This window comes from Pseudomonas sp. ACM7 (assembly GCF_004136015.1).
In the GTDB taxonomy this organism is placed as follows: domain Bacteria; phylum Pseudomonadota; class Gammaproteobacteria; order Pseudomonadales; family Pseudomonadaceae; genus Aquipseudomonas; species Aquipseudomonas frigoris.
Map to the genome: position 1 here is coordinate 6530629 of NZ_CP024866.1, position 24066 is coordinate 6554694.

Genomic DNA, 24066 nt, shown 5'->3' on the forward strand with positions numbered 1-24066 from the left:
TCAAAACCTCGTGGCTCGTTTAAGCACCCACCACGGCGCCATCGAGCTTTCTTCGTGGCCCCGGCGAAAGATCTCGTTGAGCATGGCCACTGCGCTCCAGCACCGCAGGAGTAGCATGAACAGCGGGAAGAAAGGCACCAACAACCCCAGGACCATGTCCTTTGCAGGTCGGTCGGACACCATCAACAACATGGCGGCGAATAACATCGCGGTGATCGTCAGGTACAGCGCATAGATCAGTACAAACAGAAACAACAGCGTCTTGCCCGGCAGAACAAACAGCGCCAGCAACGTGTAGCTGAAGATGAGAAACGGCAGCACCAGCTGAAAAAAGAAGCCGCTGAGCAGGATCATCAGAAAGGTCGGCCAGCCCAACAAGCTGGGGTTGATGTTGTGGTTGTGTTTTCTGATGTACAGAAAAAACAGGTCGCCATCCCAGCGCAAGCGCTGCATCAGAAACTGACTGAGCGTCGACGGTGCATCGGTGTGTCCAATCGCTTCCGGCTCAAAGGGAATCCTCAAGTCGTGTCGCTTGAAGTAACTTTTGATGCGCAACGTCAGGTCCAGATCCTCCGCGGTGTGCGTGTTCCAGCCTCCGATTTTCACCAGAAAGCTGCGGCGGAATGCCCCGAAGGCCCCCGAAACGTTATTGACCAGGTTCCATTCGGCCAGACCGATTTTCGACATGTGGATGGATAACAGGTATTCCAGCGCCTGCATCGCGGTCACCCACGAAGCCCACACATTGCGCACTCGCAGGCTACCCGCGACCGCAGGCACCGACGGGTCCTCGAAATGGCGCACGATGGAGCTGACCATGTTGTTGTCGAAGGACGTGTCACCATCGAGCGCCATCACGATTTCACCGCTGGCAAGCGACAGGCCGGCGTTCAATGACGACACCCGCCCGCCCCTCTGCCATTTGGCGATCGGGCGCAAATGGCGTCTGGGGTACAACTGCGGATCCACGTTGAAACTGCGCACGGCGCTGAGCGTCGGCTGATTCATCGTGGCCCCGTCCACAACCGGAATCATCTCGATGTGGCCGGGGTACGTCTGCTCGCACAGGCTTAACAGCGTGGTCTGAACGTCCATCCCTTCGCTGTAGCAGGTAATGATGCAAGAGACCTTGGGCCGATAGACACTGATCTTCGGTACACGGGTACGCCGACGTGCGAACCAGCGCAATACCCCCAGCATCACCATGATCATCAGGGGCAACTCAAAGATCAGAAACAAAGGGAAAAGCATGAAAAACACCCGGCTCAAACCATCCGGCCCCATGAGCCCGCCGAGTGCGCTGAGGAGTTGCTCCAGGAAAGGACTCATGGCGGTCACGCCAACTCACTGGCCAGACGGGCCAGTAGTAGTTCGCCATCTTCCTGTTCGAGCAGATCCTGGGGCGCCGTGATGCTGACGACACGCAAGGAAATGTCGCTGACCTCCGGTGCTGAAAACAACTCGGCGACCCGGCTCAAGCGTTGTTTGACGGTTTCCAGGCCCTTGTCATCGGTATGCGGAAGCATGATCCAGAAGTACTCTTCGGTACTTCGAGAGCAGCGGTCCGTGTCCCTGACGGTTTCCTTCAACCGATCAGCCACGCTATCGATGAAGGCATGTCCGTGATGTTCACCCAGGCGAGTCAACGTACCGGCCAGGTTGACGAAGCGCAGACCGAGCACTGAGAAGGCAGGCGACTGGTAGCGACGTACGACCTGCATCTGCCAGGTCAGCAGGTCATAGAAATCCTTGCCGCCTAACAGATTGAGTCGACCGAAGTGATGGACCGTTTGATCACTGAACTCCTGGCGGCAGCGGAAACGGCCGGCCTCGGCCAGGCGAAAATCCCTGACCTCGCGTACTCGCAACTTGTCAGGCGTGTGTGACAGGCCGCAGTCCAGGCAGCGCGCCTGCACGTCGGCATCGACAAAAAACGCCTGACATGAGCGACAACGATAGTTTTCCATAGGACGGTCGTAATCACTGCCGATATGGCGCAACCGGTTCAAGCAGTTGGGGCACAACAACACCCCGTCTTTGAGAAAGTTTTCCTGTGGCCCCACATGCCCACAGGTAAAGCAGTGCAATGAAGGCTGCCGTGAAATGTCCAGGGCCTGGCATTCGGCACACACATCAATGTAATTGAGCCGGCCCGAGCCACACTCCGAACACAGGCGAACGCGATCGACCAGGACCCCCTCTTGCAGCCAGTCCTGCTGCACCATCAAGCTGAGCCAGACAAACGAGTTGACCTGCTCGTTATCAGCCAGGGCGTCCAGCAGTGGGTAGCGATAATGCTGAGGCACCTCTGGGTCTCGCAGGGCATAAATGTGCGCGTTGTCGCGCAACCACAACCACGAAAGCACCCGACTTTCGAAACGCTCAGGGGCAGAACCCTGATTGAACAACCTGTAGCGTTCTTGCCACACGCCCCAGAGGGTTCTTATTTCGCTGGAATCGACAGGGCACGCACCATCACCCAAGGCTTCACACCAGCCGTTCTGATCACGGCAACAGTAAATGAGGCTGTAGCGATAAGGGGGAATCGAGCGCAACTTTCGAAGCACCCGCCCTGCGTAAGCGGCTGGCAGGTCCAGCAGCACGACATCGAAGGCGGGGGCAGCCAACAAGCTGGCTATATCGGCAAAGTGTTCAAGCTCTGGACTATTCAAGCTTGGAGCTCTAATACCCAGTATTGCAATTCGTGGAGTTGGAGTCGGCATGACGCACGGCCTCTGCAGACAGACAAGTACGATGAAGACGAGTTAGAAACACTAGCACCGCAACAGAAAAACGTCAGTATTATTATGAAGTTATTTTTTGATATATAGACCGTCAATATTTCGCCATCATCCTTAATTGGATCCCGCCTTGCTCACCGCGTTTCAGCGCAATAAAGCGCCTGATCATCGTAAAAAATAATTACTTATATTTCATCATCTTATACGCACTAAGTAACTCAAGAGTTACAACCACACTCACTACTAGTTAATGGCCACCATTGATAGCGTCGCGCCATTTAATGGCATCAGCAGTTAATTCCCACTTGCGACAAAGCCTTTCAGCTACCGCCTATATATTAATAAGTTCAAAGTATTTTTATACCAAAATTACTCACTTATAGAACCAGAATAGTCATGCAATAGTTACACGAGTGAAACACCCCCTGTTTCAATAATTAACATTAGATCAAATCTGACAATTTTTTACTCAGAACAAACCTCTCGAAGGCAACCACGCAACCAGCGATGCACAGGGTCGGCATCCAGCCGCGGATGCCAGAGCATGGCGACGGTGAACGCCGGCAGAGACAACGGCAGTGCAAAGCTGTGCATGCCGGCGCGCAGGCTAGCGGTGTGGCGTTCGGGAACGCTGGCGATCAGATCAGTGACCCGGGCGACCGTCAGCGCAGTGGAGAAGCCTGCAACGATTGTTGCTATGTGCCGCTCCAGTTCCAGGTGCTCAAGGGCTTCATCTATGGGCCCCTTGTCGAGCCCCCGCCGAGAGACGCTGATGTGGTTGCCTGCCGCATAACGCGCGGGGGTTATCTCGCCTTCGCTCAGCGGATGCCCCATTCGCACGACGCCAATAAAACGATCCCGAAACAAGCCCTGGGTACGCAACTCCGGGCCAGCGGCTGTCCCAACCACACCCGTTTCCAGATCGACCGTGCCGTCGCGCAGTGACGTGCTGTCTTTGTCGGGTTTGTGCATGAAGCGCAGCCGCACGCCAGGGGCTTGCTCGGCGACGCGGGCAATCAGGTCCGCGCCGAAATTCTCGACAAAACCTTCACTGGTGCGCAGCGTGAACGTGCGGCTCAGCAGTTTGAGGTCGGGTTGCTCGGCAGGCCGAAGGACCGCTTCGGCGTCCTGCACCAGCTGACTGACCCGCTCGCGAAGTTCGAGCGCTCGCGGGGTGGGCACCAGTCCCCGCCCGGCCCTGACCAACAGCGGATCGCCTGTGGTTTCACGCAATCGCGCCAGTGCCCGGCTCATCGCCGACGGGCTCAGTCGCAAGCGTTTGGCGGCGCGCACCACGCTGCCTTCGGCGAGCAACACATCAAGGGTGATCAGCAAGTTGAAATCAGGAGTGGACATGCGGTGCCCCGTGGCAGAGTGATATGGCGTTGAACGCACGTATCAAGTGCAAACGGTGCGTCTTCCGCCATGTTAGGCCGAGGCGTAGATTTCTGATAGCTCCGCTTCGGGAGTGGCCAGAGAAGAGGAACAGCATGAAATCACTCAGTGCAATCGCAGAGCGTGCGCAACAGACACCGTCGGTTCGGTGGGCGCTGGCCAGTCTTTCGTTGTCGATGCTGCTGTCCTCGCTCGGCACCAGCATCGCCAATGTGGGTTTGCCGACCTTGGCCCAGGTGTTCAACGCCTCCTTCCAGCACGTGCAGTGGATCGTCCTCGCCTACCTTCTGGCCATTACCACCCTTATTGTCAGTGTCGGTCGGCTCGGTGACATCACTGGCCGTCGGCGGCTGCTCTTGGCCGGTATCGGTTTGTTCACCCTGGCGTCGGCCCTGTGCGGCTTTGCGCCCACGCTCTGGCTGCTGATTGGCGCCCGGGCGCTGCAGGGCATCGGTGCGGCAATCATGATGGCGCTGACCATGGCCTTTGTCGGCGAGACGGTGACGAAGGCAAAAACCGGCAGCGCCATGGGCTTGCTCGGGACGATGTCGGCGATTGGCACCGCGATGGGGCCGTCGCTCGGCGGCCTGCTGATTGGCGGGTTTGGCTGGCAGGCGATCTTCCTCATCACCGTACCGCTGGGCTTACTAACGCTGGTGCTCGCGCATCGCTACTTGCCTGCCGATCGCCAGAAGCTCAAGACCGATCGCGCCGGCTTCGACCCGCTGGGCACACTGCTGCTGGCGTTGACGCTCGCCGCTTATGCGCTGGCCATGACCCTTGGGCGAGGCAGTTTCGGTCCGTTCAACATCGCCTTGCTGTTGGCGGCGGGTGTCGGCGTTGGCCTCTTCGTGTTCGCCGAAGCTCGAGTCACCTCACCGTTGATTCGATTGGCGATGTTCCGCGATCCCGTGCTCAGTGGCAGCCTCGCCATGAGCCTGCTCGTCGCGACAGTGATGATGGCGACGCTCGTGGTCGGGCCCTTCTATCTCGCGCATGGGCTGGGGCTCGATGCGGTTCTGGTTGGACTGGTTTTGTCAGTCGGGCCGTTTGTCGCGGCACTGACGGGTGTGCCCGCCGGCCGTATTGCCGACCGCTTTGGCGCCCAACGCATGACCCTCGTCGGCCTCGCGGCAATGGCGACTGGATGCCTCACGCTGTCGGTATTGCCGAAGACGTTCGGCATCGGCGGCTACCTCTTGCCGATGGTCGTGATAACCCTCGGCTATGCCCTGTTCCAGACAGCCAACAACACGGCGGTCATGGCAGATGTTCAGCCGGACCAGCGAGGCGTCATCTCCGGCATGCTCAACCTGTCACGCAATCTGGGGCTCATCACGGGGGCGTCCGCCTTGGGCGCGGTGTTCGCGCTCGCATCGGCCTCGGTCGACATTGCAACGGCGCGACCCGAAGCGGTTGCCAGCGGTATGCGGATCACCTTCGCCGTGGCGCTGGTGCTGATCGCTGTCGCACTGGCCATCGCGCTGGGAAGCCGCGCGTTGGCAGTGCGTCGTGACCGCTGATAACCCGATACCTCGTTTACTTTTCCAGCACGACCAGTGGCGTGTCTTTCTTCACAATGTACGTCGCCAGCTCAGACGCCTTGCTCGCGCCGACGTTCTTCGCGACGTGCGCAGTGCCTGCAGGGATGTACAAGGAATCGCCAGCCTTGAGCGTTACAGGGGGCTGACCTTCGAGTTGATATTCAAACGTGCCCTCAATCACGTGGGCCACTTCCACCCCGGGATGCGAATGTTTGGGGGACACCACACCCGGCTCGAAATCAACGCGGACCTGAATCACCTCACGCCCGGCGACGTCGAGGTCCTGGCGCAGCAGATCGGTGCGGTGAAGGCCCGCCTGCCAGCTTTTTACTGGCGGCGCCTCTTGTGCTTGAGAGAGGCCCGCGAAGGCAGTGAGTGCCGCAGCAACGGCGACGCCGAGCATGCCAGCAAAAATACGGTGGTTGAAACGGGACATGGCATTTCTCTGTGCGCGGGAATGCGCGCGGAGCTTGCCGCGGATGCGGTGGCTCTATTTGGAGGCCGCCGTGTATCGCGCAAGTGTCGCCAAGGCCCTGGTTTTGTATGCGAAGGTAGCTGCAGGTGCGCGGGATACGTTCCGATACAAACGAATCCCGCACACACGAAAAAGCCCGCACAAGGCGGGCTTTGTAAATCGAGTAGGTGGCCGGCGCTGGTCTCCGGCTTACAAGGTTTATCAGGCCTCCCACAGAACAGTTTTGTGCTGTCCTGCTTCACACGGCATAAGGGCTGGATCTCAGCGCGGAGATCTTTCTAACCGTGTACCCTTCGGAACGCGCCCCACGTTTCCTCGCCATCCGCTTGCGCATCAGTCTGCGTCTTCACCTACAACTTCAAGAATAGTACAAACTCCAAAGCGCAAGGCGGGCTTTTTAGAACGATTTTGTCCTGTCGCAGGCGTGGCAGGATGGAAAAATGCTATCGCCAGTCACCTGGGGTACACGCCGACAAAAATAGTCGTCGTGTACCCCGCTTTTCGGCTCACTGGGTCGTGCCAGCCGTTTACAGATCGGTGATTTCCTTATGACGTGGCACCAGCGCCTTCATCACGCTCCACGCCACCAGGTAGGCCACCGCACAGATGGCAAACATGATCATGTAGCCGGTATGGATATCGCCGATCAGTTTGTAATGGTCGATCACCCAACCGCCAGTCTTGGTCATCACTACCCCGCCCAAACCGCCGGCCAAACCACCAATGCCGACCACCGACGCGATGGACTTTTGCGGGAACATGTCAGACACGGTGGTGAAGATGTTGCACGACCACGCCTGATGCGCCGATGCGCCCACGCCGATCAGCAGCACCGGCACCCAGAAACTGATGTAACCGAATGGCTGCGCCAGCAACACCAGCAGCGGGAAGAAGGCGATCACCAGCATGGCTTTCATACGACCGTCATACGGCGCGTCGCCGCGTGACATGAAATAGCTCGGGAACCAGCCGCCGCCGATACTGCCGACCATGGTCATGCTGTACAGCACGGCCAGCGGCAACACGATGGCCTGGCCCTTCATGCCGTATTGCGCCGACAGATAGGTCGGAAGCCAGAACAGGAAGAACCACCACACGCCGTCGGTCATGAACTTGCCGAAGGCAAAGGCCCAGGTCTGGCGGTAGGTCAGCAACTTGAACCACGATACTTTTTTGGCCGCAGCACCCGAGTCGGTGCCGGTGAGCGCTTGCGCGCCCTGATCGCTGCGGATATAGGCCAGCTCTTGCACCGACAGGCGTTTTTGCTGCTCCGGTTTTTCGTACAGTGCAATCCACACCGCCACCCAAACGAAGCCCAACGCACCGATCACGATGAACGCCGCTTCCCAGCCCCATATACCGGCGATCAGCGGCACGCAGATCGGTGCCAGGACCGCGCCCACATTGGCGCCGGAGTTGAAGATACCGGTGGCGAAGGAACGCTCCTTCTTCGGGAAATATTCGGCAGTGGCCTTGATCGCGATCGGGAAGTTACCCGCTTCGCCGATCGCCAGTACGGCGCGCGACAGCATGAAACCTGCGATCGAAACCGGGATGACGGCAAGGCCCAAGGCGCTGCTGATGCCGGCAATACCCTCGCCCATCGGCACCGCAAAGGCGTGCATGATCGCGCCGGTCGACCAGACGCCGATCGCTACCACATAGGCGGTCTTGGTGCCGATCTTGTCAACGAAGCGGCCGGCGAACAGCATGGAAATCGCGTACACAAATTGAAAGACGGAGGCGATGTTCGCGTAGTCGGTGTTACTCCAGCCAAATTGCGTCGACAGATCCGGCGCCAACAGACTCAGTACCTGACGGTCCAGGTAATTGACGGTGGTAGCGAAAAATAACAGCGCGCAAATCGTCCAGCGGTACTTGCCGACAGCCTGGCCGATTCGTTGCGGATTGATGGGCTCGTTCAGATTCATGGCATCACTTTATTGTTGGTTTATGGTGATGATCTCTCGGTTTCAAGCGAGATCAATTGTGTCGTAGAGCATCGGCAAAACGCGATGAATCCGCGCCACAGCCCGGTTTCAGCTCATTAGCGTGGGCACTGCTCGGACACTGAAATCATAAGAAGCGGTATTCAGAGAGGCGCGCGGGAGGATTGAATTCATGATGGGGCCGACACTCGTTTTTATTTTTAGTGTTTAACAGCCGATGATCGTCTGTCGTCGTACAACCATGCCTTTTATATCGAGTTCACTACTAGGCTGTCAATCTGAAAAATAGCCGTTCGTCTCGACAAAGACCGCCCGTTAACATTGCGATTTCGTACGCGTGCTGCTGGTTGTGGGGCCGTTAGCCTTTTGACGTTTCGGGTGTTAAACACAGGGTATGGGTGATTTGATGATTGAGCCGCGTTGTACGACAACGCGCTTCACACGCCATGACGAGAGACCTCAATTGCGGTCATCTCGTCAGCGTGCTTTTCGACTGGCAGATCGGCGAAGACGAATCAGGATTTCACAGGCGGTTTGGTGCGAGCGGCCGCGCGTGCCGAGGCGTTGAGCGCCACAGCGGCGAGAATGAGCGCCTTCAATGCGCTCTCATCAAGCTTGTCCCCCTCATGCAAATCAATGGCACGTCGGGTGTTGCCTTCAAGACTGGCATTGAAAAGCCCTGAAGGGTCTTCCAGCGAGGCGCCCTTGGCAAACGTCAGCTTCACGACCTGCTTGTAGGTCTCACCGGTGCAGATGATTCCGGCGTGCGACCACACTGGAACCCCCCGCCACTTCCATTCCTCGACCACGTCGGGGTCGACCTGCTGGATGAGCGTTCGGACCCGAGCGAGCGTCTCGCCCCGCCAATCTCCCAGGTCTTTGATTCTCGCGTCTATCAGCTGAGAGGCCGAAGGTCCTCCCTCTTCTTCCTTAGCACCGACCTGCTCTTTCTTCATGGTGGTTGTCGCCTTTTTCATGAGGGTGTCCAAAGCGTGGCCTTACAGGGTTCTTTGACCGTTTCCGACGTCCCTTGCGTTTTTGATTCCCCAGTCAAAGGCGTCTTCCATATCCAGCAGATGCGGGGATGGCTTGTTGTCTTCCTCTATGACCGTGCCGTCCGGCCGGTAAACGCCGATGAACATCTTCAGCGAGCCGTCCCTCAATATCTCGGCTTTGACCTCGATCTTGCATCCGTTCGACAGCGTTTCCTTGTGGTGCATATGGCGTTCAGTCATGGCTGCATTTCTCCCGTCGTTGAAGTCCGAGTAGCGCATTTACCCATTGGCCATGTTAGCTCAGTGCGGCCCACTGAAAGGCCTGTCAGGACAGCGGCGTAATGCCACCTATACTAGAAGCCACCGCCCCCACGGGGTCTGCACTCCCAACAATAAAAAGCAGAGGTGGAACATGGTCTGGCAGCAAGTCTACGATCCGTTCGGCAATCCGATACTTTCAACCATCATGGCAGCAGTGCCGGTCGTGGTGATGCTGGCAGCCCTGGCGTTTTTCCATATCAAGGCGCATCTGGCCGCATTGCTGGCCCTGACCTCCGCGCTGGTGATCGCGATCTTCGCGTTCGGCATGCCGGCGAACATGGCCGGCTCGGCCGCACTTTACGGCGCCGCCAACGGCTTGCTGCCCATTGGCTGGATTGTGCTCAACATCATTTTCCTGCATCGGCTGACCACCGAGAACGGCTCGTTCAAAGTGCTGCAGGATTCCCTGGCGCGCATCACCGACGATCGACGCCTGCAATTGCTGCTGATTGCCTTCTGCTTCGGTGCTTTCTTCGAAGGAGCCGCAGGCTTCGGTACGCCGGTGGCGGTGACCGGGGCGATTCTGATCGGGTTGGGCTTCTCGCCACTGGCCGCGTCTGGCCTGGCGTTGATCGCCAACACCGCGCCCGTGGCGTTCGGTGCGCTGGGCACGCCGATCATCACCCTGGCCAAGGTGACCGGGCTGGATGAAATGGAGCTGTCGATGATGGTTGGCCGGCAACTGCCGTTCTTCTCGGTGATCGTGCCGTTCTGGTTGATCTGGGCCTTCGCCGGCTGGCGCAAGATGCTGGAAATCTGGCCGCCGATTCTGGTGGCCGGGGTCAGTTTCGCCGTGCCGCAGTTCCTGGTGTCCAACTACCACGGACCGATGCTGGTGGACGTGATCGCCGCGCTGATTTCCATGGCCTGCCTGACCGGTTTCCTCAGGGTCTGGAAACCGGCCACCGTGCATACCTCCGCCGCGCTGTCCGGGCGCGTCGACAACTCCAAAATAGCCGAAGAGCATGACGAAAAACCCGTCGCCAGCGCGGCCTTTGCCAGCGATGCCAAGCCTGCTGTGATGCGCGCGTGGATGCCGTGGATCATCCTCACCGTGTTCGTGTTCGCCTGGGGAACCCAGGGCTTCAAAAACATGTTCGATACCCGCCCGGCGATTGATCCGGCCACCCACTCGGCCAAGCTCGACCCTCAAGGCAAACCGATGCGCGAAGCGAACCCGATCTTCGCTCCGATCGTGACTTTCACCACGATCCACCAGCAGATCGAGAAGGTCCCGCCCGTGGTGCCCGCACCTAAAACCGAGGACGCAGTCTACAAGTTCACCTGGTTCACCAGCACCGGTAGCGGCATCCTGCTGTCGGCGATCCTCGGCGGGTTGCTGATGGGTTATTCCATTCCGCAACTGATCCACCAGTACGTGCGAACGCTGTGGGTGGTGCGCTATTCACTGATCACCATTACCGCCATGCTCGCCCTCGGTTTCCTCACTCGTTATTCGGGTCTGGACGCGACCATGGGCCTGGCCTTCGCCGCGACGGGCATCTTCTACCCCATGTTCGGCACCCTGCTCGGCTGGCTCGGCGTGGCGTTGACCGGCTCGGATACGGCGTCAAACGTGCTGTTCGGCGGCTTGCAACGGGTTACTGCCGAGCAATTGGGCCTCAGCCCGGTGTTGATGGCGGCCGCCAACAGTTCCGGCGGGGTCATGGGCAAGATGGTCGACGCCCAGTCGATCGTGGTGGCCTCGACCGCCACCCGCTGGTACGGGCATGAAGGGGAAATCCTGCGTTATGTGTTTTTCCACTCGATCATCCTGGCCATCCTGGTCGGTGGCTTGGTGACGTTGCAGGCGTATGTGGCGCCGTTCAGCCATATGGTGGTGGGCGGGCATTGATTGACGTAGCCCGGGCTCACCGCCCGGGCATTACGCCCACCCCTCAAGTCGCAGCGTGGCCCGAACCAGACGTTGTTCCTCGCTTTCGATTTCCTTGAGGTTCTCGCAGATGCTCTGGATGTGCGCGATGGCCGCCTTGCGTGCCTGCTCCGGCATACGGCCGGTGACGGCGTTGTAGAGCCGCGCATGTTGACGGTCGATCTGACGTTTTTGCGGCTCGCGGTGGTAGAGGTTATTGACCGAGGCAAACACCGTGTTGAGCAGTAAGTCCGTCAGCGAGCGCAAGGTCTGAACCAGCACCGGGTTGTGCGAAGCCTCGCAAATCGCCAGGTGAAACGCATGATCGAGCCGGGCGTGTTCGGACGCCTCCAGCGAACGGCTATGGGCATTGAGCAACGCCTCGTAGCTGCGGGTGATGAGGACAAAGTCGGCGTCGGTTCCGCGCAACGCCGCCAGACGTGCGGACTCGCCTTCGAGCAGACTGCGAACCTCGAACAAATCATAGAGCGTGCGGGGTTGTGAGCTGAACAAGTGCATCAACGGTGACGCGGCACCGTGACCCGAAAGGTCGGCTACAAATGAACCTTTACCCTGCTCTGTCTTGATAATCCCGCGAGCGCGCAACAGCTTCAGGCCCTCGCGAAGTGCCGTGCGGGAAACGCCGAGTTTTTCGGTCAGACGACGCTCCGACGGCAATAGCTGCCCGGTCTTGAGTACCCCGCCCACGATCAGCCGTTCTATGCGTTCACAGACCACGTCTGCGACTTGTGGATTACGGCTCGTTTCTGCCCTTTCCATCGACTCTCCAACTGGTATGACCAGTCTCGCTGCCAAAACTACAAATGCTCAAACACAAACATAATCTTATGTTTTAAAACAATTTTTTTTAACTAATAAAAAACCATCGAATAAAAAACTGGTTCGACCAGCCAAACAACACATAGACAGTAGAACGCCTCAGGCCAATGATGCAAGTCAGTGGTAAACGGACACAGACCTCCTATAAAAACAACTGAGGGTCGTCAACCGACTATGAACATTCTTTACGATGAACGCGTCGACGGCGTCCTGCCTGATGTCGACAGAGCTGCCTTGCTGCAAGCCCTGCACACACAGTGGCCGGATCTGGAAGTCCTGCATCAACAGGAAGAGCTCAAACCGTACGAATGCGACGGACTTTCTGCTTACCGCACCACGCCCATGCTGGTGGTGCTGCCGCGCCACATCGACGAGGTGCAAGGCGTGCTTCGACTCTGCCATGAGCGGCAGGTCGCGGTGGTTGCCCGCGGTGCCGGCACCGGTTTGTCTGGCGGTGCATTGCCGCTGGAAAAAGGCGTGCTGCTGGTGATGGCGCGTTTCAACTCTATACTGCACATCGACCCCGCCGCCCGCACCGCTCGGGTTCAGCCGGGGGTGCGCAACCTGGCGATTTCCCAGGCTGCAGCGCCGTTTGGCTTGTACTACGCGCCGGACCCTTCCTCGCAGATCGCGTGTTCAATCGGCGGTAATGTGGCGGAAAACGCCGGTGGCGTGCATTGCCTGAAGTACGGGCTGACCGTGCACAACCTGCTCAAGGTCGACATCCTCACCGTCGACGGCGAACATCTGAGCCTGGGTTCGCAGGCGCTCGACTCTCCGGGCTTCGACCTGTTGGCGTTGTTCACCGGTTCCGAAGGCATGCTCGGTGTCATCACCGAGGTCACGGTCAAACTGTTGCCCAAACCCCAGACCGCCAAAGTGCTGCTGGCGGCGTTCGATTCCGTCGAAAAGGCGGGCCGCGCGGTGGGTGACATTATTGCCGCCGGCATCATCCCGGGCGGTCTGGAGATGATGGACAACCTGGCCATTCGCGCCGCCGAAGACTTCATCCACGCTGGTTATCCGGTCGACGCCGAAGCCATTCTGCTGTGCGAGCTCGATGGCGTTGAAGCCGATGTTCACGATGACTGCGACCGCGTGCGCCAAGTGCTGGAACAGGCCGGCGCCACCGAAGTGCGCCAGGCCCGCGATGAAGCCGAACGCGTACGTTTTTGGGCCGGGCGCAAGAATGCCTTTCCGGCGGTGGGCCGTCTTTCACCGGACTATTACTGCATGGACGGGACGATCCCGCGCCGCGAGCTGCCCGGTGTGCTGCACGCGATTGCCGCGTTGTCGGCCGAGTACGACCTGCGGGTGGCCAACGTTTTCCACGCCGGTGACGGCAACATGCACCCGCTGATTCTGTTCGATGCCAACCAACCGGGCGAACTGGATCGCGCCGAAGCCCTGGGCGGCAAGATCCTCGAATTGTGCGTGAAGGTCGGTGGCAGCATTACCGGTGAACACGGCGTGGGCCGGGAGAAAATCAATCAGATGTGCGCACAGTTCAATAGCGATGAGCTGACCGTGTTCCATGCCGTCAAAGCCGCTTTCGATCCGAGTGGCTTGCTCAACCCCGGCAAGAACATTCCGACGCTGCACCGCTGCGCCGAGTTCGGCGCCATGCACGTTCACATGGGTCAGCTGCCCTTCCCTGAACTGGAGCGTTTCTGATGCGCAGCGAACACGATATCGACGACAGCGCCTCGCTGCTGGAACAGGTCAACCAGGCGCTGCAAAACGCTACGCCGTTGCGCATTCAAGGCTCCAACAGCAAGGCGTTTCTTGGACGCATCGTGGCGGGCGAAGTGCTCGACACGCGCAGCCACCGAGGCATCGTCAGCTACGACCCGACGGAGCTGGTGATCACCGCCCGCTGCGGCACCCCGTTGGCAGAACTGGCTGAAGTGTTGGACGCGGCGCAGCAGATGTTGCCCTGCGAACCGCCCTCCTTCGGCGACGGCGCGACGGTCGGCGGCATGATCGCCAGCGGGTTGTCGGGACCACGGCGTCCCTGGTCCGGATCCGTCAGGGACTTCGTCCTCGGAACACGGGTCATCACCGGCCACGGCAAGCATTTGCGTTTTGGCGGCGAAGTCATGAAAAACGTCGCCGGCTACGATCTGTCGCGCTTGATGGCCGGCAGTTACGGCTCGCTCGGCGTGATCACTGAAGTCTCGCTCAAGGTCCTGCCCAAGCCACGGCAAGCCTTAAGCATCAGCCTGGAAATGGACAGCGATCGCGCCTTGCTGCGCCTCGCCGAATGGGGCCAGCAGCCGCTGCCGATCAGCGCTGCGTGCCACGATGGGCAGCGCCTGCACCTGCGGCTTGAGGGTGGCGAAGGTTCGGTGGCGGCGGCTCATGACCGACTCGGCGGCGAGTTGCTGGACGCTTCGTATTGGGATGATCTCAACGAGCATCGATTGAGCTTCTTCGATGAGGACCAGGCACTTTGGCGCCTGTCCGTTCCTCACAACACGCCTCGGCTTTCCCTGCCTGGCCGTCAGTTGCTCGATTGGGGCGGTGCACAGCGCTGGCTCAAATCTGACGCGGAGGCAACGTTCATTCGCTCGATCGTCGTAGAAGTCGGCGGGCATGTGACCTGCTATACCCATGGCCTGATCGACAGTCCATTTCAACCGCTGCCTGACGCATTGATGCGCTACCACCGGAACTTGAAGCAACAACTCGATCCCCGGGGCATCTTCAACCCCGGGCGCCTGTACGCGGAGCTTTGACCCATGCAGACCACTTTGAGCGAACAAGCCCGCCAACTGCCCCGCGCCGAAGAAGCCGAAAGCATCCTGCGCACGTGTGTGCACTGCGGTTTCTGCAATGCCACGTGCCCGACCTATCAATTGCTGGGCGATGAACTGGATGGACCGCGGGGCCGCATCTACCTGATCAAGCAGGTTCTGGAGGGCAACGAAGTCACGCAGAAGACCCAACAGCACCTGGATCGCTGCCTGTCTTGTCGTAATTGCGAAACCACTTGCCCTTCCGGTGTCGACTACCACAACTTGCTGGACATCGGCCGGGCGGTGGTCGATGCGGCGGTGCCGCGCCCACTCGGTCAGCGCTTGTTACGCGAAGGACTGCGCAGCGTCGTACCCAATCCGGCGCTGTTCAAAGGGCTGGTCAGCAGTGGCCAGGTGTTCCGGGCGCTGTTGCCCAACACCTTGCAGATAAAGTTGCCTCGCCGCGTCTATCCGGCCAAGCCGCGCCCGGTCATTCGCCACGCCCGGCAGGTGCTGATGCTCGAAGGCTGCGTGCAACCGAGTCTGTCGCCCAATACCAACGCGGCCGCCGCCCGAGTACTGGATCGACTGGGGATCAGCGTCACTCCGACCCGCGAGGCGGGCTGTTGCGGCGCCGTGGATTATCACCTCGACGCTCAGGCCGCCGGCCTGGATCGTGCCCGTCGCAACATTGATGCGTGGTGGCCGAGCATTGAAAACGGTGCCGAGGCCATCGTGCAAACCGCCAGCGGTTGCGGTGCCTTCATCAAAGATTATGGTCACCTGCTCAGCACCGACCCGGCCTATGCCGAGAAGGCGAAAAAGGTCAGTGCGCTGGCCAAGGATCTGGTCGAAGTGCTGCGCGACGAGCCGCTGGAAAAGCTCGGTATCCACAGCGCCCAGCGCCTGGCCTTCCATTGCCCCTGCACCTTGCAGCACGCGCAGAAACTGGGGGGTGCGGTGGAAGCGATTCTGACGAGTCTGGGCTTCAACCTCACGCCTGTTGCCGACAGTCACCTGTGCTGCGGCTCGGCGGGCACCTATTCGCTGACCCAACCCGAACTGTCCCGGCAACTGCGCGACAACAAGCTTAATGCGCTGGAAAGCGGACATCCCGAAGTCATTGTCACGGCCAATATCGGCTGTCAGTCCCACCTCGACGGTGCGGGCCGAACCCCTGTCAGGCACTGGATCGAACTGGTCGAAGCCGCCTTGCCCTAACCGAGTACTGGAGAATCCCCATGAAAAGCAAAGCCGTATTGAGCCAGACCGAAGTCAGCCAAATCCTTGCATCTGCACGCACCGAAGCGCAGAACAACCAATGGGCCGTGACCATCGTGATTGTCGATGACGGCGGCCATCCACTGGCCCTCGAACGCCTCGATGGTTGCGCTCCGATTGGCGCCTACATCGCCACCGAAAAGGCCCGCACCTCAGCCCTCGGTCGGCGCGAATCCAAAGGTTATGAAGAGATGGTCAATGGCGGACGCCACGCCTTTTTGTCCGCGCCATTGCTGACATCCCTTGAGGGCGGCGTGCCGATCATCGTCGACGGTCAGGTGATCGGCGCGGTCGGGGTGTCCGGTGTCAAAGCCGAGCAGGACGCACAAGTGGCCAAGGCCGGGGCGCAATGCCTGAACTGAATTGATTTGAGCTGAGCACTGAAACAGTCGGGCCATGTGGCAAACGGCCCGACGTTCGTTTTCGATCACTGCCCTTCAGCAAGTTTCGCCTTCGGTATCCGCAAAGCGCGCCAGGCAATTAAAATCGCCATGAGTGCCAAGCCGAACGTCACCCACGAAACCAGATTAATTCCACCCTCGAAGGCACTTCCCGCCTGCGTCATCAGCTCTCGTGCTTGATCTCCTGACAACTGCACCGCTACATGATTAGCACCCGATAGCGTCTCACTCGCCAGCATCGTCTGCACCTCGCTCAAAAAGCCCGGAAGCTGCAATGCACCGCGATAGTAGGCAGTGACGAGACCACCGAGTACTGTCGTCCCCAAAACCACACCCACTTCATAGGCCGTTTCACTAATGGCCGACGCTGCACCCGCCTTTTCCGGCGGTGCAGCCGACAAAATCACGTCGTTTGATACCGTCGCGATCGCGCCCACACCAATGTTCAGCAAGGCAAAAGCCACCACCAGAACGATCAGACTGCTGCCGATGCTGGCGACCAACAAAAACGCCGCCCCAGCAAACGCCATCAGAATCGGTACCAGCACATGCACCGGTACTCGCCTCGCTACAGGCACGACTGCCATTCCCACTACGATCGCCATGATCTGACCAGGTACTAATGCAAAGCTGGCATTCAACGGTGACATCTGAAGAACGATCTGTAAGAACTGAGTGGTGAAGAACACAAAGCCGACGAGGAACGCGAGGCTCATCAGATTGATGAGTACGGAGCCGCTAAAGGTGCCACTTCGGAACAAACTCAGATCCATCAGCGGCACAGGCAGACGTAACTGCCGATGCACAAACATCCACCCAGCAACCATGCCGATTACAAATGCTGTCAGCGCCATCCAGTCGAGACCATTACTGGCGCTGTGTTTAATGCCGTAAACGATGGCACTGAGGGCAACCATCGATTGCAGGATACTTAGCGGATCCAATGGCCCTGAACAGTCTTTCTCGGACTCGGGCAACAACACTGGTCCCAATACCAACAACGGCACCAATACGGGTATCGCCAATAGGAAAATCGCCCCCCAGCTGAAAAACTCCAGCAAAACCCCACCGACCAATGGGCCGAGCGCCGATCCTACCGTCAGAGTTGTTGCCCAGATCGCGACAGCTACTCTGCGCTCCTCTCGGTCCAGAAACACCGAACGTATCAATGCCAAAGTAGAAGGCATCAACATCGCACCGAAAATCCCCATGCAGGCTCGCCCGGCAATCAGTTGCATGGCCGTTTGGGAATAGGCGGTCAGCACCGACACAATGACAAAACCCAAAGACCCGGCCAGTAACAACTTTCGATGACCTACTCGATCGCCCAGACTACCCATCGACACCAGTAATCCCGCCAATACCAGCGAATAGGCATCGATCATCCATAACTGCTGACTAGCACTCGGACTCAGGGCCTCGGCAATCTTTGGTAACGCGAATCCAAGCACCGTATTGTCTACGGTCACCAGTAGTACTGGCAGCATCAGCACGCTTAGGGCTGACCATCGTTTTGCTCTGTGTTGCGCTGTCTCATTTATTAACACCATTGATCCAAGCTCCTTATTACCTCAAAAAATCACGGGACATTTTTCAATGCTTCCGTGAAACGAACCCTGCGCACTTCCATGGCGAGGGTTTAAGAATGCAACTTGCAACGTAAGAAAAATTAACTTTTCTCGCGGGAAAGCAGAACACTTCTATAATTTCGTTACATAACAACTCAATCGACTATTTGTTTCATATTGTTTGATGGCACTGATGGGCTGAAAGCCCTTTTCCGTCTGCCCCACCCCAAAAGCAAGCGCCCCAAACAATCCCTGGCGTTTGCTTGAGTCACCCTCTTCGCGTTTTCACCCCGTCTGCGAGGCCTCTTTTTTGAACGGCTACGCTCAATAGGTACCGCTCACACTGTCCAACCGACAGAGCAATCGACCCGCCCAAGAGGAAGCGCACAGATGACCCGTCTCACGGCGAAAGACTTTGCCCCGGAACTGCTCGAACTGTACGACTACTACGCCCACGGCAAGATCAACCGGCGTGAGTTTCTGGATCGAGCGGCGTTGTTCACCTTGGGTGGTTTTACCGCGAGCGCGCTCCTCGCCGCCCTCAGTCCGAATTATGCACTCGCCGAGCAGGTTGAATTTACCGACCCGGAAATTGTTGCCGAATACATCACCTACCCCTCACCCAAAGGCAACGGGCAGGTCCGTGGCTATCTGGTGCGCCCGGCGAAAGCCACCGGCAAGGTGCCGGCGGTGGTGGTCGTGCATGAAAATCGCGGGCTCAACCCGTACATCGAAGACGTCGCGCGGCGTGTGGCCAAGGCAGGCTTCATCGCCCTCGCCCCTGATGGTCTGACGTCGGTGGGCGGCTATCCCGGCAACGATGACAAAGGCCGGGAGCTGCAGGCGACCGTCGACCCTGAAAAGCTCATGAATGACTTTTTCGCCGCCATCGAGTGGCTGATGAAGCATGACGCGACCACCGGAAAAGTCGGCATCACCGGGTTCTGTTACGGCGGTGGCGTCGTCAATGCCGCGGCCGTCGCCTATCCGGAACTGGCGGCTGCCGTGTCCTTTTATGGCCGCCAGCCAGAAGACAACGATGTCGCCCGAATCAAGGCGCCGGTGATGCTTCACTACGGTGAGCTGGATACGCGCATCAACGAAGGCTGGCCCGCCTATGAGAAGGCATTGAAAGCCGCGGGCAAGACGTATGAAGCCTACATCTACCCCGGCGCCAACCATGGTTTTCATAACGACTCCACGCCTCGATACGATGACGCCGCGGCCAGGCTGGCCTGGGACCGGACGCTCGGATGGTTTCGGCGGTATCTGGCTTAGTGGTGAAGCTGAAGTCTGCTTTGACACTGTTGCCAGATTCCGCATGAATGGAGGGTTTCGAACAGCTGACGAGTCAGCTGCTCAAACGCGCCTCAATAGGTCACGTCTCAATCACATCATCCGCCCAACTGATGGCCGCAACGACGGTGGGGAAACCGATCGTGCTGGTCAGGGAGATCAGCGTGTGACGGATCTGTTCTGGTGTAGCGCCCGCCTCCAGTGCCCGTCGTGTATGACTGTGCACCGCGCCCTCAGAACGGATGGCCGCCGCGGCACCGAGCTGGATCAGCTGGACAACGATCTCTTCCAGTGGGCCGGTATGACGCACCGCCGTACCCAAGGCTTCCACGGCAGCCAGGTAATCCGGGTACTGCTGTTCGAGACGTTGGTAGGTGTTGTGCGTTTTCTTCTTTGTCATGTTTGTTTCCTCGCGTTGGAGGGCGATCAGTTCTCGCCTTTGCGCCCGAGTCATCAGGCTGCGATTTCCGAAACTTGCACACTGCAACAGTAGGCTACGCTTACAGCAGCTTATTGCACACGATGCTCGCGTCTGCAGGTTTTGGTTTGTTCTGGAGAGCGTCTGCAACAGCTATTTCAGACAGGCCCAAACAATTCACGCAGGACTACGTGATGACCGAGCCCCTCCTCAGTTTTGATCAACTCAAGCGTGCCGCCGCCTCCGGCGAGATCGATACCGTTCTTGTTTGCATGGTCGACATGCAAGGCCGATTGGTCGGCAAGCGATTCCAGGTCGAGTTTTTCATCGACAGCGGTCATGAAGAAACCCATTGCTGCAATTACCTGCTGGCCGACGACATCGACATGGAGCCGGTGCCGGGTTACGCCGCGGCCAGTTGGAGCAAAGGCTATGGCGACTTTGTGCTCAAACCCGACATGGCCACGTTGCGACGGGTGCCCTGGCTCGAATGCACGGCGCTGGTGCTCTGCGATGTGCTCGATCATCACCATCGGCGCGACCTGCCGCACAGCCCGCGGGCGATCCTGAAAAAGCAGGTCGAGCGACTGCGCGAGCGCGGCTACACCGGCATGTTCGCTTCGGAACTGGAGTTCTATCTGTTCGACGAGAGCTACGAGGCCATCCACGAGCGCAACTACCACAAGCCGAAGACGGCCGGTCACTACATCGAGGATTACAACATCCTGCAGACCACCCGCGAAGAGCCGGTGCTGCGGGCGATTCGAAAGCATCTGCAGGCCAGTGGCATTCCCGTGGAAAACTCCAAGGGTGAATGGGGGCCAGGCCAGGAAGAAATCAATATCCGTTATGCCGATGCGCTGACCATGGCCGACCACCACGTCATCATCAAGCACGCCTGCAAAGAGATCGCGCAACTACAGGGCAAGGCGATCACGTTCATGGCCAAGTGGCGCTACGACGCCGCCGGCTCCAGCAGCCACATTCACAATTCGCTGTGGGACAAGAACGGTAAAAAGCCGCTGTTCTTTGACGCCAAGGCTGAGTTCGGCATGTCGAAACTGATGCGTTCCTGGGTGGCCGGGCAGCTCAAATACGCCAACGACATTACCTGTTTTCTCGCGCCCTACATCAATTCGTACAAGCGCTTTCAGGCCGGCACTTTTGCACCGACCCGGGCGGTGTGGAGTCGGGACAATCGCACTGCGGGCTTTCGTTTGTGCGCAGAAGGCAGCAAAGCCATACGCATCGAATGTCGCATCGGCGGCGCCGACCTCAACCCATATCTGGCCTTCGCCGCCTTGATCGCGGCGGGACTGGCCGGCATCGACGAGAAGCTCAGCCTCGCGCCGCCCTTCGAGGGCGATGCCTACGTAGACGAACACTTGCCTGAAGTATCGAAGACCCTGCGTGAAGCTTGCGCCGCACTCCAGGGCTCGACCATGTTGCGCGAGGCGTTCGGCGATGAAGTGATCGACCACTACGTGCACACCGCCGAATGGGAGCAGAAAGAGTACGACCGGCGGATCACCGACTGGGAACTGCAGCGCGGGTTTGAGCGCTATTGAGACCGCCATCATGACTTCAACGATTCAACTCATCTCACCGGTCGATGGCCGGGTCTATGCCGAACGCCGCTGCGCCGATGCAGCGCAAATCGACCAGGCGCTGGCGGCGGCCGAAGCGGCCCAAGCGCAATGGAAACGCCGGCCACTGAGCGAACGCGCCGCTTTTTGCAGCGCCGCGGTGGACGCGATGCTGGCCATGAAGGCTGACATCGTGCCGGAACTGGCCTGGCAGATGGGCCGACCGGTGCGCTTTGGCGCTGGCGAACTGCGCGGTTTCGAAGAGCGTGCCCGGCATATGATCGCCATTGCGCCTGACGCCCTGGCAGCGCTTGAGCCCACGCCCGTCGCCGGTTTTCGACGCTGTATCAAACGCGAGCCGCTGGGTACGGTGCTGGTTGTCGCGCCCTGGAATTACCCCTACCTGACGGCGGTCAATACGATTATCCCGGCGCTGATGGCCGGCAACAGCGTCATCCTCAAACATGCGTCGCAAACGCTGCTGGTGGGCGAACGGTTCGCCGAGGCCTTTCGCCGCGCCCATCTGCCCGAAGGGCTATTCCAGAACCTGCTGCTCAGTCATGTTTATACCGGAGCGATCATTGCCTCTGGACGCGTGCAGCAAGTGAACTTCACCGGCTCGGTCGAAGCCGGAAAATCCATGGAACACGCGGCCGTCGGAGGTTTCCTCGGTGTGGGCCTGGAGCTCGGCGGCAAAGACCCGGCCTACGTACGGGCAGACGCCAACCTCGAACACGCGGTGGAAAACCTGGTGGACGGCAGCTTCTTCAACTCCGGGCAAAGCTGTTGCGCGGTCGAGCGTATTTATGTCGATGAAAAAATATACCCGGCGTTTGTCGAACGCTTCGTCGCGCTGACTCGCCAATACGTGCTGGGCAACCCGCTGGACGAAGCCACCACACTGGGTCCGCTGGTCACACCGAACGCCGCTGATTTCGTTCGTGGGCAGATCGCCGATGCACTGACCCAAGGCGCTCGGGCACTGATCAATCCAAAGGATTTTCCTGCCGACGCGCCGGGCAGCGCCTACCTCGCGCCGCAAGTATTAGTCGACGTCACCCATCAAATGTCGGTGATGCGCGAGGAAAGCTTTGGTCCCGTGGTCGGCATCATGCCGGTGGCCAGCGACGACGAAGCCATTGCCTTGATGAACGACAGTGAGTTCGGGCTCAGCGCCTCCATCTGGACGCAAGACCTTGCCGCCGCCGAACGCTTGGGCAACGAAATCGACACCGGCACCGTGTTCATGAACCGCTGCGATTACCTGGACCCGGCCCTGGCCTGGACCGGAGTGAAGAACAGCGGACGCGGCGTCACGTTGTCGCGCCTGGGTTATGAAAATCTGACCCGCGCGAAATCCTTCCATTTGCGCCACGAGATCTGAGCCATGAGCCTGACCGCGAACTGGAACTACCCCACAAGCATCCGCTTCGGTGTCGGCCGCATCGCCGAGCTTGCCGAGATCTGCCGCAGCCAAGGAATCCAGCGACCATTGCTGGTCACCGACAGTGGCCTGGCGCGTGCCCCGATCACCACGGCAGCAGTGGACGCCTTGCGCGCCGCCGGCCTTGGCGTGGCGCTGTTTTGCGACCTTAAACCCAATCCGGTTGAGGCCAACCTGGCGGGCGGGCTCGATGCCTGGCGCGCCGGCAAACACGATGGTGTGGTCGCCTTCGGCGGTGGCAGTGGCCTGGACATGGGCAAGCTCATCGCCTTCATGAGCGGCCAGACCCGGCCGGTGTGGGATTTCGAAGACATCGGCGACTACTGGACCCGCGCCGACGAAGGCAGCATCGCCCCGATCATTGCGGTGCCGACCACGGCGGGTACCGGCTCCGAGGTGGGCCGTGCCGCGGTGATCATCGATGAGCGTACGCACACCAAACGCATCATCTTCCACCCGAAGATGATGCCGCGCGTGGTCATCAGCGACCCGGCCCTCACCGTCGGCATGCCGGCCAAGGTCACCGCTGGCACCGGCATGGATGCGTTTGCGCATTGTCTGGAATCGTATTGCGCCCCCGGTTTTCATCCCATGGCCGAAGGGATTGCGGTGGAAGGCATGCGCCTGGTCGCCAATGCCCTGGTGCGAGCCGTACACACACCCTCGGACCTGGAGGCGCGAGCGGAAATGCTCGCGGCGGCCGCGATGGGCGCTACCGCTTTCCAGAAAGGCCTGGGCGGGATGCACGCCCTCTCACATCCGGTGGGCGCCCTGTACGACACCCATCACGGCATGACCAACGCCACGTTCATGCCCTATGTCCTGAAATTCAATCGCCCGGCCATCGAGGAACGCATCACCCGCCTCGCGGCTTATTTGCGTCTGCCCTCGCCCGGCTTCGACAGTTTTCTGGCCTTCGTCCTCAAGTTGCGCAAGGACATCGGCGTGCCCCATACGCTGGTTGAGCTAGGGGTGGATGACCGGCAGGCCGACCTGATCGCGGACATGGCGATTGTCGATCCTTGCGCCGGCGGCAACCCGCTGCCCTTGACCCGAAATGGCGCGGCAGAAATTTTCGAAGCGGCGTACCACGGCCGTCTGTAGAACAGTTGTCTGTCCATGGCCAAGGTGCGAACTCGCAGCATGGACGGGATTTATCCGCAAGAAACAGGAGCAGTACGACAAGGGGTTGAAGGCCAGC

The 24066-nt window shown here is 59.3% G+C and carries 20 protein-coding genes; 10 read left to right on the plus strand and 10 right to left on the minus strand.

Going from position 1 to position 24066, the window contains the following annotated elements; genetic code table 11:
• The 3 genes from CUN63_RS31250 to CUN63_RS31260 all read right to left on the minus strand — a co-directional run bounded on the left by CUN63_RS31250 (position 1) and on the right by CUN63_RS31260 (position 4097).
• Complete coding sequence (locus CUN63_RS31250) at positions 1 to 1329, minus strand: glycosyltransferase (RefSeq protein ID WP_129444973.1); 1329 nt, start codon at positions 1327 to 1329, stop codon at positions 1 to 3.
• A gap of 5 nt (positions 1330 to 1334) precedes the next feature.
• The gene (locus CUN63_RS31255; RefSeq protein ID WP_129444974.1) at positions 1335 to 2723 is read right to left on the minus strand and encodes a diguanylate cyclase domain-containing protein; all 1389 of its coding nucleotides are present in this window, start codon (positions 2721 to 2723) and stop codon (positions 1335 to 1337) included.
• A 483-nt stretch (positions 2724 to 3206) separates the two neighbouring features.
• Entirely contained in the window at positions 3207 to 4097 is an 891-nt protein-coding gene (locus tag CUN63_RS31260; protein WP_129444975.1) for a LysR family transcriptional regulator, read from the minus strand.
• A gap of 134 nt (positions 4098 to 4231) precedes the next feature.
• Between CUN63_RS31260 and CUN63_RS31265 the strand changes: the two genes are divergently transcribed.
• Positions 4232 to 5659 carry an MFS transporter gene (locus CUN63_RS31265; protein WP_129444976.1) on the plus strand — a complete coding sequence of 476 codons (1428 nt, stop codon included), beginning with the start codon at positions 4232 to 4234 and terminating at the stop codon, positions 5657 to 5659.
• A 16-nt stretch (positions 5660 to 5675) separates the two neighbouring features.
• Here the strand turns inward: CUN63_RS31265 and CUN63_RS31270 are convergent, their stop codons facing one another.
• From CUN63_RS31270 to CUN63_RS31285, 4 genes are all read right to left on the minus strand, one after another.
• Positions 5676 to 6116 (minus strand): cupin domain-containing protein, encoded by a 441-nt coding sequence (locus tag CUN63_RS31270; protein WP_129444977.1) that lies wholly within the window; start codon positions 6114 to 6116, stop codon positions 5676 to 5678.
• A 566-nt stretch (positions 6117 to 6682) separates the two neighbouring features.
• Entirely contained in the window at positions 6683 to 8086 is a 1404-nt protein-coding gene (locus CUN63_RS31275; protein ID WP_129444978.1) for an MFS transporter, read from the minus strand.
• A 533-nt stretch (positions 8087 to 8619) separates the two neighbouring features.
• Positions 8620 to 9060 (minus strand): DUF1801 domain-containing protein, encoded by a 441-nt coding sequence (locus CUN63_RS31280; protein ID WP_218570156.1) that lies wholly within the window; start codon positions 9058 to 9060, stop codon positions 8620 to 8622.
• A gap of 42 nt (positions 9061 to 9102) precedes the next feature.
• Positions 9103 to 9339 carry a hypothetical protein gene (locus CUN63_RS31285; protein ID WP_129444980.1) on the minus strand — a complete coding sequence of 79 codons (237 nt, stop codon included), beginning with the start codon at positions 9337 to 9339 and terminating at the stop codon, positions 9103 to 9105.
• A gap of 172 nt (positions 9340 to 9511) precedes the next feature.
• Here CUN63_RS31285 and CUN63_RS31290 point away from each other — a divergent pair, with 172 nt between their 5' ends.
• The gene (locus CUN63_RS31290; protein WP_129444981.1) at positions 9512 to 11275 is read left to right on the plus strand and encodes an L-lactate permease; all 1764 of its coding nucleotides are present in this window, start codon (positions 9512 to 9514) and stop codon (positions 11273 to 11275) included.
• A gap of 30 nt (positions 11276 to 11305) precedes the next feature.
• Here the strand turns inward: CUN63_RS31290 and glcC are convergent, their stop codons facing one another.
• Entirely contained in the window at positions 11306 to 12073 is a 768-nt protein-coding gene (gene glcC / locus CUN63_RS31295; protein WP_129444982.1) for a transcriptional regulator GlcC, read from the minus strand.
• 234 nt (positions 12074 to 12307) lie between these two features.
• On the opposite strand from glcC, the gene glcD reads away from it, so the two are divergent.
• The 4 genes from glcD to CUN63_RS31315 are packed head-to-tail and all read left to right on the plus strand — an operon-like array spanning position 12308 to position 16514.
• Positions 12308 to 13807, plus strand: coding sequence for a glycolate oxidase subunit GlcD (gene glcD, locus CUN63_RS31300; RefSeq protein ID WP_129444983.1), 1500 nt, complete (start codon positions 12308 to 12310; stop codon positions 13805 to 13807).
• Positions 13807 to 14871, plus strand: coding sequence for a glycolate oxidase subunit GlcE (gene glcE / locus CUN63_RS31305; protein WP_129444984.1), 1065 nt, complete (start codon positions 13807 to 13809; stop codon positions 14869 to 14871). The genes glcD and glcE overlap by 1 nt, the downstream gene beginning before the upstream one ends.
• A gap of 3 nt (positions 14872 to 14874) precedes the next feature.
• Positions 14875 to 16092: a glycolate oxidase subunit GlcF gene (glcF, locus tag CUN63_RS31310; RefSeq protein WP_129444985.1), complete on the plus strand. Its 1218-nt coding sequence runs from the start codon at positions 14875 to 14877 to the stop codon at positions 16090 to 16092.
• A gap of 20 nt (positions 16093 to 16112) precedes the next feature.
• Positions 16113 to 16514, plus strand: coding sequence for a heme-binding protein (locus CUN63_RS31315; RefSeq protein ID WP_129444986.1), 402 nt, complete (start codon positions 16113 to 16115; stop codon positions 16512 to 16514).
• A 65-nt stretch (positions 16515 to 16579) separates the two neighbouring features.
• On the opposite strand, the gene CUN63_RS31320 is transcribed toward CUN63_RS31315, so the two are convergent.
• On the minus strand, positions 16580 to 18103 hold the full coding sequence (locus CUN63_RS31320; protein WP_129444987.1) for an MFS transporter: 1524 nt from the start codon (positions 18101 to 18103) through the stop codon (positions 16580 to 16582).
• Positions 18104 to 18511: 408 nt separating this feature from the next.
• On the opposite strand from CUN63_RS31320, the gene yghX reads away from it, so the two are divergent.
• Positions 18512 to 19399 (plus strand): YghX family hydrolase, encoded by an 888-nt coding sequence (gene yghX / locus CUN63_RS31325; protein WP_129444988.1) that lies wholly within the window; start codon positions 18512 to 18514, stop codon positions 19397 to 19399.
• Positions 19400 to 19499: 100 nt separating this feature from the next.
• On the opposite strand, the gene CUN63_RS31330 is transcribed toward yghX, so the two are convergent.
• Positions 19500 to 19817, minus strand: a complete 318-nt coding sequence (locus tag CUN63_RS31330) for a carboxymuconolactone decarboxylase family protein (RefSeq protein ID WP_129444989.1) — start codon at positions 19815 to 19817, stop codon at positions 19500 to 19502.
• Between the two features lie 212 nt (positions 19818 to 20029).
• Between CUN63_RS31330 and CUN63_RS31335 the strand changes: the two genes are divergently transcribed.
• The 3 genes from CUN63_RS31335 to CUN63_RS31345 are packed head-to-tail and all read left to right on the plus strand — an operon-like array spanning position 20030 to position 23969.
• Entirely contained in the window at positions 20030 to 21403 is a 1374-nt protein-coding gene (locus CUN63_RS31335; RefSeq protein ID WP_129444990.1) for a glutamine synthetase family protein, read from the plus strand.
• Positions 21404 to 21413: 10 nt separating this feature from the next.
• A complete protein-coding gene (locus CUN63_RS31340; protein WP_129444991.1) occupies positions 21414 to 22805 on the plus strand; it encodes an aldehyde dehydrogenase family protein in 1392 nt (463 codons plus the stop codon).
• A gap of 3 nt (positions 22806 to 22808) precedes the next feature.
• Entirely contained in the window at positions 22809 to 23969 is a 1161-nt protein-coding gene (locus CUN63_RS31345) for an iron-containing alcohol dehydrogenase (protein ID WP_129444992.1), read from the plus strand.
• Positions 23970 to 24066 lie beyond the last annotated feature (97 nt).

Bases quoted from the DNA above. Each gene is read 5' to 3' on its own strand.
- CUN63_RS31250 (WP_129444973.1), bottom strand. From the start codon at position 1,329: ATGAGTCCTTTCCTGGAGCAACTCCTCAGCGCACTCGGCGGGCTCATG.
- CUN63_RS31255 (WP_129444974.1), bottom strand. From the start codon at position 2,723: ATGCCGACTCCAACTCCACGAATTGCAATACTGGGTATTAGAGCTCCA.
- CUN63_RS31260 (WP_129444975.1), bottom strand. From the start codon at position 4,097: ATGTCCACTCCTGATTTCAACTTGCTGATCACCCTTGATGTGTTGCTC.
- CUN63_RS31265 (WP_129444976.1), top strand. From the start codon at position 4,232: ATGAAATCACTCAGTGCAATCGCAGAGCGTGCGCAACAGACACCGTCG.
- CUN63_RS31270 (WP_129444977.1), bottom strand. From the start codon at position 6,116: ATGTCCCGTTTCAACCACCGTATTTTTGCTGGCATGCTCGGCGTCGCC.
- CUN63_RS31275 (WP_129444978.1), bottom strand. From the start codon at position 8,086: ATGAATCTGAACGAGCCCATCAATCCGCAACGAATCGGCCAGGCTGTC.
- CUN63_RS31280 (WP_218570156.1), bottom strand. From the start codon at position 9,060: ATGAAGAAAGAGCAGGTCGGTGCTAAGGAAGAAGAGGGAGGACCTTCG.
- CUN63_RS31285 (WP_129444980.1), bottom strand. From the start codon at position 9,339: ATGACTGAACGCCATATGCACCACAAGGAAACGCTGTCGAACGGATGC.
- CUN63_RS31290 (WP_129444981.1), top strand. From the start codon at position 9,512: ATGGTCTGGCAGCAAGTCTACGATCCGTTCGGCAATCCGATACTTTCA.
- glcC (WP_129444982.1), bottom strand. From the start codon at position 12,073: ATGGAAAGGGCAGAAACGAGCCGTAATCCACAAGTCGCAGACGTGGTC.
- glcD (WP_129444983.1), top strand. From the start codon at position 12,308: ATGAACATTCTTTACGATGAACGCGTCGACGGCGTCCTGCCTGATGTC.
- glcE (WP_129444984.1), top strand. From the start codon at position 13,807: ATGCGCAGCGAACACGATATCGACGACAGCGCCTCGCTGCTGGAACAG.
- glcF (WP_129444985.1), top strand. From the start codon at position 14,875: ATGCAGACCACTTTGAGCGAACAAGCCCGCCAACTGCCCCGCGCCGAA.
- CUN63_RS31315 (WP_129444986.1), top strand. From the start codon at position 16,113: ATGAAAAGCAAAGCCGTATTGAGCCAGACCGAAGTCAGCCAAATCCTT.
- CUN63_RS31320 (WP_129444987.1), bottom strand. From the start codon at position 18,103: ATGGTGTTAATAAATGAGACAGCGCAACACAGAGCAAAACGATGGTCA.
- yghX (WP_129444988.1), top strand. From the start codon at position 18,512: ATGACCCGTCTCACGGCGAAAGACTTTGCCCCGGAACTGCTCGAACTG.
- CUN63_RS31330 (WP_129444989.1), bottom strand. From the start codon at position 19,817: ATGACAAAGAAGAAAACGCACAACACCTACCAACGTCTCGAACAGCAG.
- CUN63_RS31335 (WP_129444990.1), top strand. From the start codon at position 20,030: ATGACCGAGCCCCTCCTCAGTTTTGATCAACTCAAGCGTGCCGCCGCC.
- CUN63_RS31340 (WP_129444991.1), top strand. From the start codon at position 21,414: ATGACTTCAACGATTCAACTCATCTCACCGGTCGATGGCCGGGTCTAT.
- CUN63_RS31345 (WP_129444992.1), top strand. From the start codon at position 22,809: ATGAGCCTGACCGCGAACTGGAACTACCCCACAAGCATCCGCTTCGGT.